This is a genomic window from Paenarthrobacter sp. NPDC018779, from assembly GCF_044391085.1.
GTDB lineage: Bacteria > Actinomycetota > Actinomycetes > Actinomycetales > Micrococcaceae > Arthrobacter.
Genome location: NZ_JBIRZS010000018.1, coordinates 18504 through 36015 on the forward strand (window position 1 = coordinate 18504; position 17512 = coordinate 36015).

Below are 17512 nucleotides of genomic sequence, written 5' to 3' on the forward strand. Positions count from 1 at the left end.
GACCATGGAACAGCGCATTCTTGGCAAAACCGGCCGGTCAGTCTCCACCGTCGGCCTGGGCACGTGGCAACTTGGAGCGGACTGGGGCGCGGTGAGCGAAGAAGACGCCTTGGCGGTCCTCGAAGCTTCCGTGGAGGCAGGCGTCAACTTCTTCGACACCGCCGATGTGTACGGTGATGGCCGCAGCGAACAGATCATTGGACGCTTCCTGCAGGACAACCCGGACCTGGACATCACCGTGGCCACCAAGATGGGCCGCCGCGTGGACCAGGTTCCCGAAAACTACACCCTGGCCAACTTCCGCGCCTGGACCGACCGCTCGAGGCAGAACCTGCAGCAGGACACCCTTGACTTGGTCCAATTGCACTGCCCGCCCACCGCCGTTTACAGCAACTCCGAGGTCTACGACGCTTTGGACACCCTGGTTAGCGAAGGAGCCATCCGCAACTACGGCGTCAGCGTCGAACGCACCGACGAGGCCCTCGAAGCCATCAAACGGGGCAACACCGCAACCGTGCAGATCATCCTCAACGCCTTCCGCCTGAAGCCGCTCGACGAGGTCCTGCCTGCCGCGAAGGAAGCCGGCGTAGGCATCATCGCCCGGGTCCCTCTGGCCTCCGGATTGTTGTCCGGCAAATACACCACCGAGACAACGTTTGCTGAGAACGACCACCGGAACTACAACCGGACCGGCGCAGCTTTCGACGTCGGGGAGACCTTCTCGGGCGTGGACTTCGCCATCGGCGTCAAGGCCGCGCAGGAGTTCAGCCAACTGGTTCCCGACGGCATCACCACCTCACAAGCGGCCCTCGCCTGGGTCATCGCGCAGGACGGCGTCACTTCCGTCATTCCCGGTGCGCGTTCGGCTGAGCAGGCCGCTGCCAATGCCGAAGCTGGGTCGTTGTCTTCCGTCGGGGCGGGGCTCTCTCCGGGAGTACGCGAGATCTACGATCGCTACTTCCGCGAGGCGATCCACCCGCGCTGGTAGGCATAAATGTGGCGGCGCCAGGTCCCTGGCGCCGCCACATTTACCCTATCCCCCGACGTGGGCGAGCTGACGTTTGCTATTGATGATGTCGGCTGAAACAGCGGCGATCATCCCCAATATGAGAGGTGAAGCGCCGCCCTTGATGAACGCCATGGCGAGCAGGCTTGTTCTTGTTGTGTGGATGGGCTCATAGAAAATCACAGACAGAACCGCTGCTATGACGAGCGCGGCCAACACCCACAGTTTTGTACTTCGGTCTACCGCAAACCTGCGGTATGTCACGACCGCCGCAAAACTTATCAGAATAGTGGCTACCTGAAGCTCCCACGGGAAACGTCGAGTAATTGACACCGCCGGAATCCCGCCGAAATCAAACAGGTACCCGTTCACCATTCCCTCCGATTGGACACCAATGTAGCCAACGACCAGGACGACGAGCAGTGCCAAGACTGACATGGAAGCCGAGCGGACCTTCAAATGCATCATGGACGCTACTTAAAGGCCAAGGGCAGCTCACTGAAACTGTACTTGACACTACTATTTCGCCGGTCGAGATCAATGGGCTTTGAGCTTCCGGTACCGCCCGATTGCACGACAAGGTTACTCACGTATCTACCGACGAGCCCCTCCCCGGCCCCAGCAGGAACTGCGTCAACGTCGCCGGGAAGCAGGTAGACAACAACAGAGGTCCCTCCATTCTCCTGAACGCCAACCCTCACCCCTGATTGCGCAAACCGTTCTTTCGTTGTGCACGAGGATCCCCCGACGGCACTCGCATTGCGCAACTGGACGATGATGCAGATCTGTCGTCCCACGTCTGCTTGCGCAACGGAATACCGGGCGTTCGCGTCTTCTCCAAGAAGGCGAACACTGGCAGAGTCAACGGCAGCTTGCCCTGGAAGAGACTTCTCAATTTCCAAGTCCGGCAGCCCTTGAGGCAAAGCCAGCACGGGGACAAGAGTGGAAGCGTCAAGACTGGTCACTTGCTGAGCCATGGCCGGCGAAACGCCAATGACGATCCCTGCCACTGGGATGCATGCCAATGAAAGGGCCTTAGAAACTCTTTTCATTATTTTCTCCTCAGAAGTCCTAGCTAGTGGTCAATCGCGAAACTGCTCACAGGTCATCACCGGCTGCCCAGGATTGGAATAATTGGAGTTCCACCAGCACTCTTGGAATGCGCTGTAGTGCAAGGTCGACCAGTTGTTGGTCCAACTGCCCGCGTCTCCAGATGCTGCGGAGATCCAGTAACCTGTCGCACCGTCATAACTCGCAGAATATTCATAGTTGCTGAATCCGTAACCAGCCGCCCCCATACCCGTGTAAACACGACCGCCGGAGTCGGTTCCGACCGCACTGGACCAGTAGTTATTGGCAAAGCTTTCGCCCTCGAAATACCGGTAATTCCAAGATGCTTGACCGGCGGGCGAGACGAACATGAGAAGCAACCCGACGCAACACGCCAAGACAGGAAGACGAACAGCCCTCATTTTCAATATTGCAACATGCATTTTCCCTCCATTTCATGGCGGGAACCCCACGTCGAGAATAATACTATCGGCCACAATATTTCAACCATTGATTCAATATCCTCTTCAACCCCGTCGTCGCATCGAGGACAGAGTTGAAAATAAGCTGAATATCTTTTGCGGACTCAAAACAGGAATCACAGAATCGTGACGCAGAATTTTAGAATCTTTATGAATTATTTAGCATCACGCTTCACGGGGCGGACGATACCAAGATTCTGAGCACTATCCCCGAGTCACAGTCCGCGCTGGTAGGCAACTGGCCGACGTCGTACTTTCCCGGCGTCTGGCTTACCAGCCGCTGCGCGTGGGAGTGTGGCCTTGGCGGGCGTCGTCCGGCATGGCCATTTCGGCGCGGAGTCCCAGGAGGCGGATTGGGCGGTCCGGTTCCATTTTGCCGGTGAGGTTCAGGGCTTGAGTGAGGACTTCGTCCCGGTCGAAGGTCTCCGGGATCTTCTTCGCATAGGTCTTGGTGAAGAACGGTTTGTAGCGAACTTTGAGCGTCAGCCCAACCACCGGGCGCCCCTCGGCAGCAACGTCTTCGAGGACCCGGGCGGTGAGTTCCTTGATGGCATCCTCGATTTGGACTGTCTCTGTGAGGTCCTGCTGAAAGGTGGTTTCACGGCCGTGGGCGCGGGCAACCCACGGGGTATCGTCCACCTCCGTGGCGCCATCTCCCCGCCCTAGCTGCGCATACCAAGGCCCCATCTTCGGGCCAAACTCCTGAACCAGGTCATTCGGGTCGATGGCGGCGAGTTCTTTGACCGTGGTGATGCCGTGGGCGGCGAGCCGTTTGGAAATCTTGGGTCCGACGCCCCAGAGCCCGATGGTCGGTTTGTCCCCCATGACTTCGAGCCAGTTCTCGTTGGTCAGGCGGAAGGTACCAGCGGGTTTGCCGAAGTCCGTGGCATTCTTGGCACGGACCAGGTTGTCACCGATGCCGACGCTGCAGTGTAGTTGCGTGTTTTCAAGGACTGCCGCTTGGATTTGCTTGGCATAGGCCTCCGGGTCTTCCGTGGTGACCCCCACGAAGGCTTCGTCCCAGCCAAGCACCTGGACAGTGGCACCGGGCTGCTCGCGGAGGGTTTGCATCACGACCTCCGATGCCGCGAGATACGCCTCATGGTCGACAGGCAGGATGATGGCGTCTGGAACTTTGCGGGCCGCGATGCGAAGCGGCATGCCCGAACCGACGCCGAAAGCGCGCGCTTCATAGGACGCCGTTGAAACTACTGCCCGTTCCGTCGGATCTCCCCGACCACCCACAATGAGGGGCTTCCCGGCGAGCTCAGGCCGCCGCAGGATTTCGACGGCAGCGATGAACTGGTCGAGATCGACGTGCAGGACCCACGGGATTCCGCTCACGGGATTAGTCTGCCCCATTGCTGGCTGCCTTGGCTGTACCTTCACGACCTTCTTTGGGCTCCTCCGCGGCGGAAATCAACCTGTTTGGGGTGCATTCCCTGGCTGGCGGCGGCAAAGTGGGTGGTAGCGGTACACGAATCCAGCCAAGGCCCCGTCCGGACCACCCATTTCACCGGCATAAGCTGAGATGGTGCAATTTTCCCTTTGGCTGGCCTTGGTTGGCGCCGGCACCCTGATCAGTTTCACTCCCGGCGCCGGTGCAATCTTCACCATGAGCAACTCGCTCAATTCGGGGTTCCGACGCTCCATTTGGGGCATCCTTGGCCAACAGGTGGCTTTGGTCATCCACATTGTGATCGTCGCCCTCGGCGTGGGCGTCCTTGTTTCCAATTCGCCGCTGATCTTCAACATCATCCGGTACGCGGGCGCGGCCTACCTCGTGTACTTGGGCATCCGGCAGTTCCTCCACAAACCTGATCTGGACAAGGAAGAAGTCCAGGACAAGAAGAACGAGCCGGCACTCTCCATGTTCCAACGCGGTATCTGGGTGAACCTGCTGAACCCCAAGGCAATCGTGTTCTTCCTGGCGTTCATGCCCCAGTTCATCCGCCCGGACCAGCCCTTGGTGCAGCAATACGTGGTGCTGACCGCTACCGTCCTGGCGATCGACATCATGGTGATGTGGTTCTTCTTCGCCCTCGCCGCCCGGTCATTCCAGCGGTTTACCCACGATCAGCGCGGGCAAACCATCCTCAACAGGATCTTCGGCTGCCTGTTCGTCCTGGTGGGCATCCTGCTGGCGGTCATCCACTAGCGCTCAGCCGGAAACCGTCGATCCACGAACCACCAACGAGCTCTCCAGCGTCACGTGGGGCTCAGCCAACGGCACCCCTTCAATGAGTCCCCTCAGCTGTTCCCCTGCCTTGCGGCCCAGCGGCGTCGCGGGCAGGTGTACGGTGGTCAAGCCCGGGTTGCTCGTGGCGGAGTACGGCAGGTCGTCGAACCCGGCCACGGCCAGCTCACCGGGGATGCGCACACCTTCCACCCGCGCTTCCTGCAGCACGCCATAGGCGTGGGTATCGGTGCCACATACGACGGCGGTCACCCCCTCACGCCGCCAAGCAGGCCACGCTTCGGCAAAGGCAGCCGCGGCAGCTCCGACGTCGATCGATGTGCTGATGATGTGCTCCTCAGAAACAGCAAGCCCGCAGGCAAAGGCTTCGTCAAGGAACGCATCGCGCCGAAGTTGGAACGTGGCCGTTCCCGTGATGCCGTCCACGTAGGCGGCACGGATGTTCCCGGCGGCAGCCAGATGCCGGGCAAGCTCTCGGGCTCCTTGGGCGACGTCGAGGTTGACCGATGGTGCGTAGGATTCCAGGCCCGGCGCATCGAGCAGAACCAGCGGTCCTGCCGCAGACAGGTCCTGAAGGAATTCTGCGCTGGGGGCACCAACAAGAAGCCCTGCCGGCCGGAGCGCAAGGAGTTTCCGCACGTCATCGGCCTGCGGTGACTCGCCGGCATCCGTGACGGACAGCAGCAGCTGGTACTCGGAGCCCAGGGATTCCCGGACGCCTGCGATCACGTTGGCGAAGAAGGGGTTGGACACGTCAGGCGTTACCAGGATGACAATCGAGCTGACACCGCGGGCCAAGGAACTGCCAATGCTATCCACGACGTAGCCTAGTTCGGCGATCGCGGTCCGGACCCGCGAAATGTTGTCCTCGGAAACCCTGCCTTGCGTCTTGCCGTTGGCAACCAAGGAGACTGTCGCCGTCGAAACCCCTGCCCGCGCGGCAACCATTGCCGCCGTGACTCGTGGCGCGCGTTTGCCGAGGTGATCCGGGGTATCCATGCATCGATCTTAACGTTGTTGCACCCGTCTCGCGCAGAACATGGCATCAAGCGCTTGACGTTCTCCGCGTTAAGCGTTTGACGTGACCCGGTAACCAGTGCCATGATTCCCCTGAATGCTTAGCGCCCTGTCCGGCGCCGGGGCTACCGCAGAACAAACCCAAACCGGACAGGCCCCAATGACGTGGAGAGAACGTGGAAACGAACACCCGCAAAAAGATCATTCTTGATTGCGACCCCGGCCATGACGACGCAGTGGCATTGCTGCTGGCTCACGGCAACCCGGACATCGAACTGTTGGCCGTGACCACCGTGGTGGGCAACCAAACCCTCGAGAAGGTCACCCGCAACGCACTTTCCGTCGCCACGATCGCGGGCATCACGGGCGTTCCCTTCGCTGCCGGTTGCGACCGCCCCCTGGTCCGGACCATCGAAACCGCCCCCAGCATCCACGGCGACTCCGGCATGGACGGCCCAGAGCAGCCCGAGTCCGCCATCGAGCTGGACCCGCGCCACGCCGTCGACCTCATCATCGAAACCGTCATGGCGCATGAGCCGGGCACGGTCACCCTGGTTCCCACAGCGGGCCTGACCAACATCGCGATGGCCGCCCGCAAGGAGCCGCGCATCGTGGAGCGCGTGAAGGAAGTTGTCCTCATGGGCGGCGGCTACCACGTGGGCAACTGGAGCGCGGTGGCAGAGTTCAACATCATCATCGACCCCGAGGCCGCCCACATCGTGTTCAACGAGAAGTGGCCCGTGGTGATGGTGGGCCTGGACCTCACGCACCAGGCGCTGGCCACGGACGAGGTGGTGGCGAACATCGCGAAGATCGGTACCAAGCCAGCCAAGTTCGTCCTGGAGCTCATGGAGTTCTTCAAGAAGACCTACAAGGATGCCCAGGGCTTCGACTTCCCGCCGGTGCACGATCCCTGCGCCGTCGCCTACGTCATCGATCCCACGGCCATGACCACCCGCAAGGTCCCCGTGGACATCGAGCTGCAGGGCAAGCTCACCCTCGGCATGACGGTGGCCGACTTCCGCGCGCCCGCCCCCGAAGACTGCCACACCTCGGTCGCGGTGGACCTGGACCACAAGAAGTTCTGGGATTTGGTCACCGACGCGATTGAACGCATCGGCGAACCAACGCTCGACGGCGACACCCCCGCAAGTGCGCGGGTCACCGCCGGGGCCCTCGTCACGGAAGAGGCAAAGTAATGAGCACTCAGACAACAGCCAAGGGCAACGTCACCGCCCTCATGGTCGCCCTGCTGGCAGCCTGCGTGGCCTTCCAGCTCAACGCCTCCATGCTCAGCCCGGCACTGGTGACCATGGGTAACGAGCTCCAGACCGACCAGGCAACCATCGGCCTTTCGCAGACCTGGTTCTTCACGGCCGCGGCCCTGTTCTCCCTGTTCCTTCCGCGCCTCAGCGACATTGTTGGCCGCAAGAAGATCCTGCTGGGCATGATGATCCTGATGGCCGTCGGTTCGGTCATCGCCGCCTTGGCTCCCGACGTAACGTGGCTCTTCGTTGGCCGCATCATCCAGGGCGTCAGCGGGCCAACGGTCCCGCTGTGCCTCATCATGCTCCGCTCCGCCGTGAGCAACCCGCGCAAGTACGGCGCACTCATGGGCCTCATCACGGCGGTCAACGGTGGCGTGGCCGGCGTCGACTCCTTCGTGGGCGGCTACTTCGCCGAGAACTTCGGCTTCCGCAGCATCTTCTGGCTGATGGTTGCCCTGGCTGTTGTGGCAACGGCTCTGATCGCATTCCTGGCCAGCGAGAGCAAGCCTGCCGCGGGCACCACCATGGACTGGCTCGGTGTGTTCTTCATCGTCATCGCCGTGGGTGCCCTGCTCACCGCCCTGAACGAGGGCTCCAAGCTCGCCTCGGCGTTCGACGGCGGCACGCTGGCCCTCGCCGTCGGCCTCACCATCGTTGCCGTGGCCGCGTTCGCCGCGTTCTGGGCCGTGGAGAAGCGCGCCAAGCAGCCGATGGTGGAAACCGTGCACCTGCGCCAGCGCTCCACGTGGGCTCCCCTGCTGACCACCACCCTGACCATGACCGGCATCTTCGCGGTGATCAACGGCATCGTTCCGGCGTTCGTGCAGGCCGCGGATCCCGGCTTCGGCGTGGGCCCCACCGAAATGTCCCTCATGATCCTGACGCCTTACGCCCTGCTGGGGTGGGTCTTCGGTCCTATCAGCGGTCGCCTGGCACCTGTCCTCGGATACACCAAGGTGCTCCGCATCGGGCTCATCGGCAGCCTCGTCGCCTTGGGGATCATCGCGTTGTTCGGGCTCAGCAACCTCCCGATGATGATCGTTGGCACGGCCTTGCTGGGCATCATGTACGCCGGTACCGTCAACATCATGCTGAACGGACTTGGCGTGGTCCTCTCGCCCAAGGGCAACCCCGGCTTCCTGCCCGGCATGAATGCGGGTGCCTTCAACCTCGGCGCAGGCCTGAGCTTCCTGGTTCTTCCCGCCGTCCTGGTAGCGACCTCAGCGTTGGGTGACGCGAAAGCGTCCTACCTGACCGTCGTCGTCGTTGGTTTCGCCATCACCTTCGCTGCGTTCGCGGCGTCGTTGCTGATCCCGAAGCCCGTCGACGCCGAGGTGACCGAAGACCAAGAGGTGGCTGCGTGAGCAAGTCCGGAATCGTCGTCGTAGGCTCGCTCAATGCGGACCTGACCATCTACACCGAGCGGCTTCCGCATCCCGGCGAGACCGTCCACGGCAACGGCTTCGCCGTGAACCCGGGCGGCAAGAGCGCCAACCAGGCCGTCGCTGCGAGCAAGCTGGGCGGCGACGTGACCCTGATCGGCGCCGTGGGCGATGACCCCAACGGCACCATGCTCCTTGAATCGACGGCGGGTGCCGGCGTCGACGTTTCGCGCGTCAGGCGTTCGGACACTTCCACGGGAGTGGCAGTCATTTCGGTGGACGCGAACGGCGAGAACAGCATCATCATCTCGGCAGGCGCCAACGGCACACTGTCACCGATGGACATCGATTTTGACGCCTTCCGCGACGCTGCCGTGGTGTGCCTTTGCCTGGAGGTTGGCATCGATGCGGTGGTAGCCGCCGCCCAGGCCGGGCACGACGCCGGAGCAACGGTCCTGCTGAACCTCTCGCCCTACGCTGAGGTGCCTGAGTTGTTGGCGGGCCTGAGCGACGTGCTGCTGGTGAACGCCCACGAGGCTGCACTGTTCCTTGGTTCCGAGGCAGATATCCCCTCCGCTGACGCGGATGCCGAGGCATGGGAGCCGGTGCGCAGCCAGTTCGCAGACCGCGGCCTGCAGCGGGTGCTCGTAACACTGGGCTCGCAGGGTTCGGTGGTTTTGGATTCGCTGGCCGTTGGCTCCCAGGATCAACTCACGCGGATCGCTCCCACCCGGGTCTCCGCCGTCGACACCACCGGTGCGGGCGACGCCTTCACGGGTGCCGTGGCCGCACGCCTGGCCGCGGGTGATTCACTGGCCGATGCCGCGTCCTTCGCCTCCGTGGCAGCAGCCCTCGCCGCGACGAAGAAGGGTACCCAAGCGGCGTACGCAACCCTCGAGGAAGTCGAGCAACTGCGGGGATCTTAGTCCCAGCCCGGCACCCAAGTAGGGGACAGCACTCGTTCCACTGAGGCTTCAGTGGAACGAGTGCTGTCCCCTACTTGGGTTAAGCGGACCTGCGGGCTGCTCGCTGCGCGGCGCGCTCTACGGCTTTGCGGGAAAGGTGTCCGTGGCCTGCCATGAGCCGCGGGACCACCACGTACACGGCCAACGGGACCACGAGCGCCGTCAACAGCATGGCGCGGAACACGGGGTGCCACGGTTCCATGATCGGGCCAAGGGCGAGCATGCCGATCGAAACCAGCGGGAAGATCGCGAGCCAAGTAATGAGGGCGCGGGTGTGGATCGAAGGCATCGGCGGACGGGCCGGTGCAGCAGCGGGTACGGCAGTGGTTTCGGGTGAGGCAGGGGCGGTCATCGGATTCTCCAACCAGATAGTTGCAATTGGCTTGGGACTACCATAACCGGGCATCGAAGCAATTACAACCACCTGGTTGGAAACTGGTAATATGACCCTATGGCGTGGGACACAGAGCGGACCAAGGGACTACTGCTGGAGGCTGCAACGTCCGAGTTCTGCGCGCGCGGCTTGGCCGGTGCGCGCATTGATCGGATCGCCACCGAAGCCGGAGTCAACAAGGAGCGGATCTACCAGTACTTCGGCAACAAAAACGCCCTCTTCGACGCCGTAATCGTCAACGCCCTGAGCACGCTGATGGACGAGGTCCCCATCGAAGGCGCGGGCCCCGAGGCCATGGCCGACTACGCCGGCCGCCTCTTCGACCATCACCAAAAGGACGCGACCGCCCCACGCCTCCTGTTCTGGGAGGGCCTCGAACGGGGAACCGAAGTGGTGGGACTGCCCAAGCGTATGGCCAACTGTGCGTCGAAAGTGAACAGCACCATAGCCGCCCTTCCGGGGGTCTCAAGGGAGGACGCCGGAGACCTCCTCATCACCATCGTGAGCCTCTGCGACTCCGCGCCCGTATTGCCCGCGCTGGACGGCCTGATGGTTGGCGATGACCCGGGCAGGGCACAAAAGCGGCGTGCCGCCGTCGTACGGACCGTCTACCTGGCCGCCTCCGCGCTGGCCGCCGAAGCAGCGGAGAGTACCCCCGTTTCCTAGGGTCCACTACCACTTGTCACCCCGTATGACAGATCAGTCACTGAAAATGACTTTCGTGTGGACTAACCCACTAGCCAAGCAGGGGTTCCATGAATCATGCTTGCACCATGTACTCAACGACGAGCCCATACCGCATCATTACGGTCTGCACAGGAAACATCTGCCGCTCACCCATGGCAGCACTCATGCTGGCCGAAGCCTTCGAAGCGGAAGGGCTCGGCGACCTGGTTGAAGTGGACTCCGCAGGCACCACGGGGTACGAGGTGGGACACCCCATTGACCCCCGCGCAGCCCGCGTCCTGGCAGCCCAACACATAGCCTCCGAGGACCATGTTGCCAGGGAATGGCGGCGCGAATGGTTCTCCGAACGCGACCTCATCCTTGCGCTGGACGTTGACCATTTCGGCTGGCTCCAGGAAGGCGCACCGGACCACGAGTCACTGGAAAGGGTGCGGATGTTGCGCAGCTTCGACCCCCTCATGGCAGGCCGGAGTTCCCTCGATTTGGGCATTGAGGACCCCTGGTACGGCGGCCACACCGACTTCGACAACACGTGGACGCTCATCAAGGGCGCCCTGCCCGGAATCGTGCGCCATGTCAAGGCAGCGCTGGCCAACCAAGGAAGCGAGCACCAGCAGGTAACCTCTATGTCATGACCCCTGCACCCGTGATCATTGCTGTCGACGGGCGGTCCGGCGCAGGCAAAACAACGCTCGCCGTCGAGTTGGCCGCACGCCTTCGGGAGCACCACAAGGTATCCCTGTTCCACCTCGAGGACATCTACCCGGGATGGAACGGGCTGGCAACGGGCATCGAACGTTATGTGGATACCGTCCTTGGGCCGCTCCGTAACGGCCACGCCGCCGAATGGGTCAGCTGGGACTGGGAAAACCACGCAGACGGCCGGGCGCAGGTCACCCTGCCCGCGGAAATCGTCATTGTGGAAGGCGTCGGGGCGGCCGCCGAAGCCGCCCGGCCCATGCTGGACGCCGTTGTGTGGGTGGAATCACCGGGTGAGGACCGCCGCCGTCGGGCGTTGGACCGGGACGGCGGCACCTACGAGCCATATTGGGACTCGTGGGCCGCGCAGGAAGACGCCTGGCTCACCACCGACCCCGTCGCCGAGGCCGCAGACATTCGCGTGCAGAACTCTGCCGATGGCAGCGCCCCCACCGACGTCCTGCAGGCCATGACGTACCTTTCGCCGCTGACCCGCCTCCTGTCCCCGGAGCTGAGCGCCCGGCGCGGCCTCCAGCTCCGATCTGAAATGATCCCGGCGTCCCCTGATGCCGAGGCGCTGTTCAACGAGTTGTACGGTTCCTCGGACAACGCCGCCTGGCTGGACTCCTCCAACGCGGCGACGGCCATCACGGGTGGAACGCAGGCCGCCTCACGCAGCCGTTTCAGCATCCTCGCGGACGACGGCGGGACGTTCGGCCAGTCGGTACAGCACCAATCCGGGACTACTTTGGTGACCGCCGGTTCGGCAACCGTGCGCACCTCCGGGCCGTTCTTCCGGTGGCTGGATATGGTCTGGGGCCGCCGCGCCGTGCGTGCCCCCGAGGGCTACGATGGCCAGTTCACACTCGGCTGGCTCGGCTATCTCGGCTACGAACTCAAACGGGAAACGGGCGGCAACGATGTCCGCGCGGACACCCCTGACGCTGCGCTGCTCTTCGCTGGACGCGCCGTGGTCCTGGATCATCGGGAGCACACCGTGTGGCTGCTCGCCCTGGAAGCGCCCGACGCCGATGCCTGGTTCAGCGCGGCCCGCACCGCCGTTGCGGCTGCTTCGGCAGGACACGGCGGCGGTGTGCATCCAGCCACGGTCCATCCAGGCCACGGACGCCGTGCGGCCGGCGTCCCGATAACGCCGGGCGGCCAGGCCGCCGTCGTGGGTTCTGCGTTCGAGTGCCGCGACTCCGCCACCGACTACAAGCGCAAGATCGGCGAAGCCCAGCATGAAATAGGCGAGGGCAACTCGTACGAAATCTGCCTCACCACCACGCTTGAGGCGTCGGCCGGTGAGCTGGATCCGTGGCAGGCCTATCTGGCGTTGCGGCGCCGGAACCCGGCACCGTTCGCCAGCTTCCTGCGGTTTGGCGGCCTGGCGATTGCCAGTACCTCTCCCGAACGCTTCCTGAGGATCCTGTCCGACGGCGGCATGCGCGCCGAGCCGATCAAGGGCACCCGGCGCCGGTCCACCGATGACGGCGAAGACATCCGTTTGCGGCACGAGTTGGAGGCCTCGCTCAAGGACCGGGCGGAGAACATCATGATCGTGGACCTGCTCCGGAACGACCTCAGCCACTATGCCGTGCCTGGTTCAGTGACGGTGAGCAGGCTGTGCGCGATCGAAAGCTACGCCACCGTGCACCAGATGGTCAGCACCATCGACGCACAGCTGAGGCCCGGAGCTCCCCGCGCCGAAGCAGTGGCCGCCGCGTTCCCCGCCGGTTCCATGACGGGCGCACCGAAGATCAGCACCATGGACATCCTCGACCGGCTGGAGTCGGGGCCACGCGGGGTCTACTCGGGCGCCGTGGGCTATTTCTCGATGAACGCCGCGACGGACCTCGCGGTGGTGATCCGCACCTTGGTAGTCAACCCCGACGGCGGTAGCGGACGCACGCTGAGCCTGGGCATTGGCGGGGCCATCACGGCCGATTCGACGCCGGACGACGAGTACGAGGAAATCCGGACCAAGGCGTTTGGCGTGCTGTCTACCTTGGGTGCAGACTTCCCTTCCTAGGAATACAGGACTCCTGGCCGGTTACTGGAGGGTCGCGGTCAGCCTCGCGACGTTGTCCACATACTTGGCCAGTGGGGGCCTGTGCACCCAATCCTCGAGGGTAAGCTCACGGGACACCTCGCGATACGTGGATTCCACGGCCCGCATGAGGTCCACGGTTTCGGAGCCCAGGAGCATCACCGAAACCTCCATGTTCAAGGAGAAGGAGCGCATGTCCATGTTGCTGGAACCCAGGACGGCCACCTCGTCGTCGATGGTGAAGTGCTTGGCGTGGAGGACGTACGGGGCACGGTACAGGTAGATGCGGACACCGGCGTCCAGGAGGGCTTCGTAGTAGGAGCGCTGGGCGTGGTGGACCAGGAACTGATCGCCCTTCTCGGACACGAACAGCTCCACGTCCACTCCGCGCTGCGCGGCCGTCGTGATCGCGTAGAGCAGGGAATCGTCCGGGACGAAGTACGGGCTGCAGATGGAAATGCGGTGCTGCGCAGAGTAGATCAGGGTGTTGAACAGGCGCAGGTTGTTCTCCGTTGAGAACCCGGGGCCACTGGGGATCACCTGTGCCGTGACGTGCCCCGGGTTTGGCTCGGTGGGCAACCGTAGCTGGTCCTCCAACGACTCGTCGGTTTCGCTGAGCCAGTCCGTAGCGAACACCACGTTGAGGGTAGGGACGATCGGGCCTTCCAAGCGGGCCATGAGCTCCACCCATTTCCGTCCTGCCTTGCGGTGCTTGGGGTTGTTGTAGGACGGCTCAATCAGGTTCTGGGATCCGCTGAACGCGAGGACACCATCGATCACCAGGATCTTCCGGTGGTTACGCAGGTCCGGCCGGCGCCACTGGCCGTGGATGGGCAGCAGCGGCAGCATGGGCCTCCACTGGATCTTGCTGGCCTTGAGCCTTCGTACCAGGCGGCGGTACCCCTTGATCCGGAGCGTGCCGATGTGGTCGAAGAGCAGCCTGACAGTGACGCCGCGTTCTGCGGCCTTTTCCAGTTCCGTGAGGAGGCCGTCCGTCACGAAGTCGCTGCTCATGATGTAGAACTCGGCGTTGACGTAGCTCGTGGCACCCTTGATGGCCTCGGTCATCGCTTTGATGGATTCCTGGTAGCCGGGAATGAGCTCCACTTTGTTGCCGTCCACCATGGGCAACGAGCCGAGCCGGTGGTTCAGTTCGCTGGCAGACTTCACCCATTCCGGGCCGGAGTACACGCTGGCCGGGTCCGCCAGCTCCGAGGTGACCGAACGTACCCGATGGTTGACGGCCTCCTGTTGTTCCCGCCTGCGCTTGGACAACTTGAAGTTGCCGAACAGCAGGAAGAGGACAAAGCCGACGGATGGAACCAAAAAGACCGCAAGGAGCCAGGCCATGGCCGTTGTTGGGCGCCGGTTGCCCGGGATGATGCCCAGCAGGACGATGCGCATGATGACTTCCGCGATGGCCCACACACCCAGAAGCCACGTCCACTCAGGGCCAAGCGGAAACGGAAAAAGCACTCGAGAAACCCCCACGGTCCAACAACCAACGTTGACCACAGCCTATCCGCCCGCCCGCGCGGGAAGGCGCCACTAAGCTGGGAACATGACTTCTCCAGCGCCGACGGTCCTCGTTTTCCTTGATCCTGCCTTCGAAAACGGCCGGATTGCCGATTCCAGCCAACCCCAGCTCATGGCTACGGACCTGGGAGCGACCCGCGGCGATGGAGTCTTTGAATCACTCCTTGCGGTCCAAGGCCGTCCGCGCAAAGTCCAGGCGCACCTGAACCGTTTGGGCAGTTCCGCAGCCGCACTGGACCTGGCCCTTCCCGACCAGGAATCATGGCGCAAGGCCATCGGGACGGCGATTACCGAGTTCCGTTCCACGCACCCTGCTCCGACGCCGGAAGAGGACGAGGTAGTCGTCAAGCTGCTGGTCACCCGGGGTGTGGAGGGTGCCACGAGCCCCACCTGCTGGGTCCAGGCTTCGCCCTCACCCGCGGGCAGCCGCCGGCAGCGGGAGACGGGCATCGACGTCGTTCTTCTTGACCGCGGCTTCGACACCGAAGCCGGCGAGCGCGCACCCTGGCTGCTGCTGGGCGCAAAGACGTTGTCCTATGCCGTGAACATGGCCGCCCTCCGTTACGCCCACAAACAGGGCGCGGACGATGCCATCTTCACTTCGACGGATGGTCGCGTCCTGGAGGGCCCGACGTCCACTGTGCTGCTGGCCCATGTGGAGAAGATCGACGACGGCGACGGTTCAGTCCGGACGGTCCGTCGCCTCATCACCCCGCAGCTGGACAGCGGCATCCTGCCGGGTACCTCCCAGGGGGCGCTGTTCGCAGCGGCGAAGGCTGCGGGCTGGGAGCTCGGCTATGGTCCGCTGGAGCCGCAGGATCTGTTCGACGCGGATGCTGTGTGGCTGATTTCCAGCATCCGGCTGATCGCGCCCGTGAACCACATCAACGGCAAGGAGATCGGCTCGCCGGCCATACGCAAGCAGCTGACGGCCGAACTCAACGAATTGTTCGCCGGCATCGAGTAGGCCGCGGGTGAAGACTGCCCGCTTGGAACTTAGCAGGCAGCAAGTAAAGTAATCGCTCGCGTTACCTTTTGATGAGGAACTCTTATGCTCGGCAATGGCTGCCGCATGCGTTCATTCGTGTTCCTTATCCTCCTTGAACTGGGCCGTCCCCATGTGATGAACCTTGTTCTCGTGTTAGTTGGGTCACTCCCACCTGGCACTGCCTTCAGACTTTGCCGTCCAACTTCCCGGAGGGAATATGGGACTCAGCTCCCCCACACACGCCGAAGCATCGGCAACCGAGGTGTCCTCGGAACAAGGCGCCTCCACCTCAGGTCTCCGCCGGTCCATGGAGGCCCGGCACCTGGTGATGATTGCCATGGGAGGCGTCATCGGATCAGGCCTGTTCGTCAGTTCCGGCTACACCATCGCCACCGCCGGGCCGCTGGGAGCCGTGATCGCGTTCCTCATTGGCGCCTTGGTGGTTTACCTGGTCATGGCCTGCCTCGGGGAACTCGCCGTCGCGTTCCCCGTCTCCGGCGCATTCCACATCTACGCTGCCCGGACCATCGGGCCGGCCACGGGCTTTGCCACAGCCTGGCTCTATTGGCTGTGTTGGGCTGTGGCCCTCGGCTCGGAGTTCACCGCCGCCGGGCTCCTGATGCAACGGTGGTTCCCCGGCGTCGATGTCTGGATCTGGTGCTTCGTGTTCGCCACCGTCCTGTTCACACTGAATGCCATTTCATCGCGTGTCTTTGGCGAATCGGAGTTCTGGTTCGCGCTGATCAAGGTTGCCGCCGTCGTCGGCCTGATCATCCTGGGCGGCGCCGCCCTGTTTGGCTTCCACCCGATGGCCGCCGGCGGATATCCGTCCCTGACCGAGAACTTCTCCACGGACCAGGGGTTGTTCCCCAACGGTTTCACCGGCGTGTTCGTCACGTGCCTCGCGGTGTTCTACGCCTTCTCGGGCTCGGAACTGATCGGCGTCGCTGCCGGCGAAACGGCCGACCCCGCCAAGAACATCCCCAAGGCCATGCGCACCACGGTCATCCGACTCCTGATCTTCTTCGTCGGCGCCATCACCGTCATTGCCGCCACCATCCCCTACGAGAAGGTCAGCGTGGATGAGAGTCCGTTCGTCACGGTCTTTTCCATGCTGGGCATTCCATTCGCCGCCGACATCATGAACTTCGTGATCATCACGGCTTTGTTGTCCGCGGGCAACTGCGGCCTCTTCTCCTGCGCGCGGATGCTGTTCTCGCTGGCCGACGAAGGCCACGCGCCCAAGGCCTTCCGGAAACTGACCAAGCGCGGCATCCCGCTCGTGGCACTCTGCGTGAGCATGCTCGGTGGCCTGGCATCCTTGATCAGCAGCATCGTGGCTCCCGCAACGGTGTACTTGGTGCTGGTGTCAATTGCCGGCTTCGCCACTGTGGGTGTGTGGATGTCGATCGTGGCATCACATTTCATGTACCGGCGGACGTTCGTGCGGAACGGCGGGGACCCTTCCACCCTCGCCTACCGGGCACCGCTGTTCCCGTTGGTGCCGATCGTGGCCTTCGCGCTTTGTGTGGTGTCCTTGGTGGGCATCGCATTCGACCCCAACCAGGTGGCCGCACTGCTGTTCGGCGTCCCCTTTGTTGGCGCCTGTTACGGCTTCTTCTACTTCAAATACGGACGACGGCGGAAACTCGCTCTGGCGGGTACGGAGGGGGACCTGGAGGCTGCGGCGAAGGACTAACTGGGCCCCTGACCCTGCCGGCTGCGGAAGCGGACCAAGCAGGCTCCCAACGTAACCAAGCTCTGCGGGCCTGGGCTTCCATCGCTGCGAAG

Annotated in this window: 16 protein-coding genes; 10 read left to right on the top strand and 6 right to left on the bottom strand. The window is 63.2% G+C overall.

Annotation, left to right across the window (positions count from 1 at the left end; translation table 11 throughout):
* Nucleotides 1–4: 4 nt before the first annotated feature.
* Nucleotides 5–988 (top strand): aldo/keto reductase, encoded by a 984-nt coding sequence (locus ACH488_RS16670; protein ID WP_397325681.1) that lies wholly within the window; start codon nucleotides 5–7, stop codon nucleotides 986–988.
* A gap of 45 nt (nucleotides 989–1033) precedes the next feature.
* Here ACH488_RS16670 and ACH488_RS16675 read toward each other — a convergent pair whose 3' ends face one another.
* From ACH488_RS16675 to ACH488_RS16685, 3 genes are all read right to left on the bottom strand, one after another.
* Complete coding sequence (locus ACH488_RS16675; protein WP_397325682.1) at nucleotides 1034–1474, bottom strand: hypothetical protein; 441 nt, start codon at nucleotides 1472–1474, stop codon at nucleotides 1034–1036.
* 614 nt (nucleotides 1475–2088) lie between these two features.
* Nucleotides 2089–2499, bottom strand: a complete 411-nt coding sequence (locus ACH488_RS16680; RefSeq protein ID WP_397325683.1) for a hypothetical protein — start codon at nucleotides 2497–2499, stop codon at nucleotides 2089–2091.
* A 309-nt stretch (nucleotides 2500–2808) separates the two neighbouring features.
* A complete protein-coding gene (locus ACH488_RS16685; RefSeq protein ID WP_397325684.1) occupies nucleotides 2809–3900 on the bottom strand; it encodes a DNA polymerase IV in 1092 nt (363 codons plus the stop codon).
* Nucleotides 3901–4069: 169 nt separating this feature from the next.
* Between ACH488_RS16685 and ACH488_RS16690 the strand changes: the two genes are divergently transcribed.
* A complete protein-coding gene (locus ACH488_RS16690) occupies nucleotides 4070–4696 on the top strand; it encodes a LysE family transporter (protein WP_397325685.1) in 627 nt (208 codons plus the stop codon).
* 3 nt (nucleotides 4697–4699) lie between these two features.
* On the opposite strand, the gene ACH488_RS16695 is transcribed toward ACH488_RS16690, so the two are convergent.
* Nucleotides 4700–5683, bottom strand: coding sequence for a LacI family DNA-binding transcriptional regulator (locus tag ACH488_RS16695; protein ID WP_397325749.1), 984 nt, complete (start codon nucleotides 5681–5683; stop codon nucleotides 4700–4702).
* Between the two features lie 245 nt (nucleotides 5684–5928).
* Between ACH488_RS16695 and ACH488_RS16700 the strand changes: the two genes are divergently transcribed.
* The 3 genes from ACH488_RS16700 to ACH488_RS16710 are packed head-to-tail and all read left to right on the top strand — an operon-like array spanning nucleotide 5929 to nucleotide 9328.
* Complete coding sequence (locus ACH488_RS16700) at nucleotides 5929–6951, top strand: nucleoside hydrolase (protein ID WP_397325686.1); 1023 nt, start codon at nucleotides 5929–5931, stop codon at nucleotides 6949–6951.
* Nucleotides 6951–8384: an MFS transporter gene (locus tag ACH488_RS16705; protein ID WP_397325687.1), complete on the top strand. Its 1434-nt coding sequence runs from the start codon at nucleotides 6951–6953 to the stop codon at nucleotides 8382–8384. The genes ACH488_RS16700 and ACH488_RS16705 overlap by 1 nt, the downstream gene beginning before the upstream one ends.
* Nucleotides 8381–9328, top strand: a complete 948-nt coding sequence (locus tag ACH488_RS16710; protein ID WP_397325688.1) for a ribokinase — start codon at nucleotides 8381–8383, stop codon at nucleotides 9326–9328. The genes ACH488_RS16705 and ACH488_RS16710 overlap by 4 nt, the downstream gene beginning before the upstream one ends.
* A gap of 79 nt (nucleotides 9329–9407) precedes the next feature.
* On the opposite strand, the gene ACH488_RS16715 is transcribed toward ACH488_RS16710, so the two are convergent.
* Nucleotides 9408–9719: a hypothetical protein gene (locus tag ACH488_RS16715; protein WP_397325689.1), complete on the bottom strand. Its 312-nt coding sequence runs from the start codon at nucleotides 9717–9719 to the stop codon at nucleotides 9408–9410.
* A gap of 99 nt (nucleotides 9720–9818) precedes the next feature.
* On the opposite strand from ACH488_RS16715, the gene ACH488_RS16720 reads away from it, so the two are divergent.
* From ACH488_RS16720 to pabB, 3 genes are all read left to right on the top strand, one after another.
* A complete protein-coding gene (locus ACH488_RS16720; RefSeq protein ID WP_397325690.1) occupies nucleotides 9819–10427 on the top strand; it encodes a TetR/AcrR family transcriptional regulator in 609 nt (202 codons plus the stop codon).
* A gap of 107 nt (nucleotides 10428–10534) precedes the next feature.
* Entirely contained in the window at nucleotides 10535–11083 is a 549-nt protein-coding gene (locus ACH488_RS16725) for a low molecular weight protein-tyrosine-phosphatase (protein WP_397325691.1), read from the top strand.
* Nucleotides 11080–13179 (top strand): aminodeoxychorismate synthase component I, encoded by a 2100-nt coding sequence (gene pabB, locus ACH488_RS16730; RefSeq protein ID WP_397325692.1) that lies wholly within the window; start codon nucleotides 11080–11082, stop codon nucleotides 13177–13179. The genes ACH488_RS16725 and pabB overlap by 4 nt, the downstream gene beginning before the upstream one ends.
* A 21-nt stretch (nucleotides 13180–13200) precedes the next feature.
* Here pabB and cls read toward each other — a convergent pair whose 3' ends face one another.
* A complete protein-coding gene (cls, locus tag ACH488_RS16735) occupies nucleotides 13201–14673 on the bottom strand; it encodes a cardiolipin synthase (RefSeq protein WP_397325694.1) in 1473 nt (490 codons plus the stop codon).
* A gap of 85 nt (nucleotides 14674–14758) precedes the next feature.
* On the opposite strand from cls, the gene ACH488_RS16740 reads away from it, so the two are divergent.
* Complete coding sequence (locus ACH488_RS16740) at nucleotides 14759–15700, top strand: aminodeoxychorismate lyase (protein ID WP_397325695.1); 942 nt, start codon at nucleotides 14759–14761, stop codon at nucleotides 15698–15700.
* 238 nt (nucleotides 15701–15938) lie between these two features.
* Nucleotides 15939–17420 (top strand): amino acid permease, encoded by a 1482-nt coding sequence (locus ACH488_RS16745; protein WP_397325696.1) that lies wholly within the window; start codon nucleotides 15939–15941, stop codon nucleotides 17418–17420.
* The last annotated feature ends 92 nt before the right edge of the window (nucleotides 17421–17512 follow it).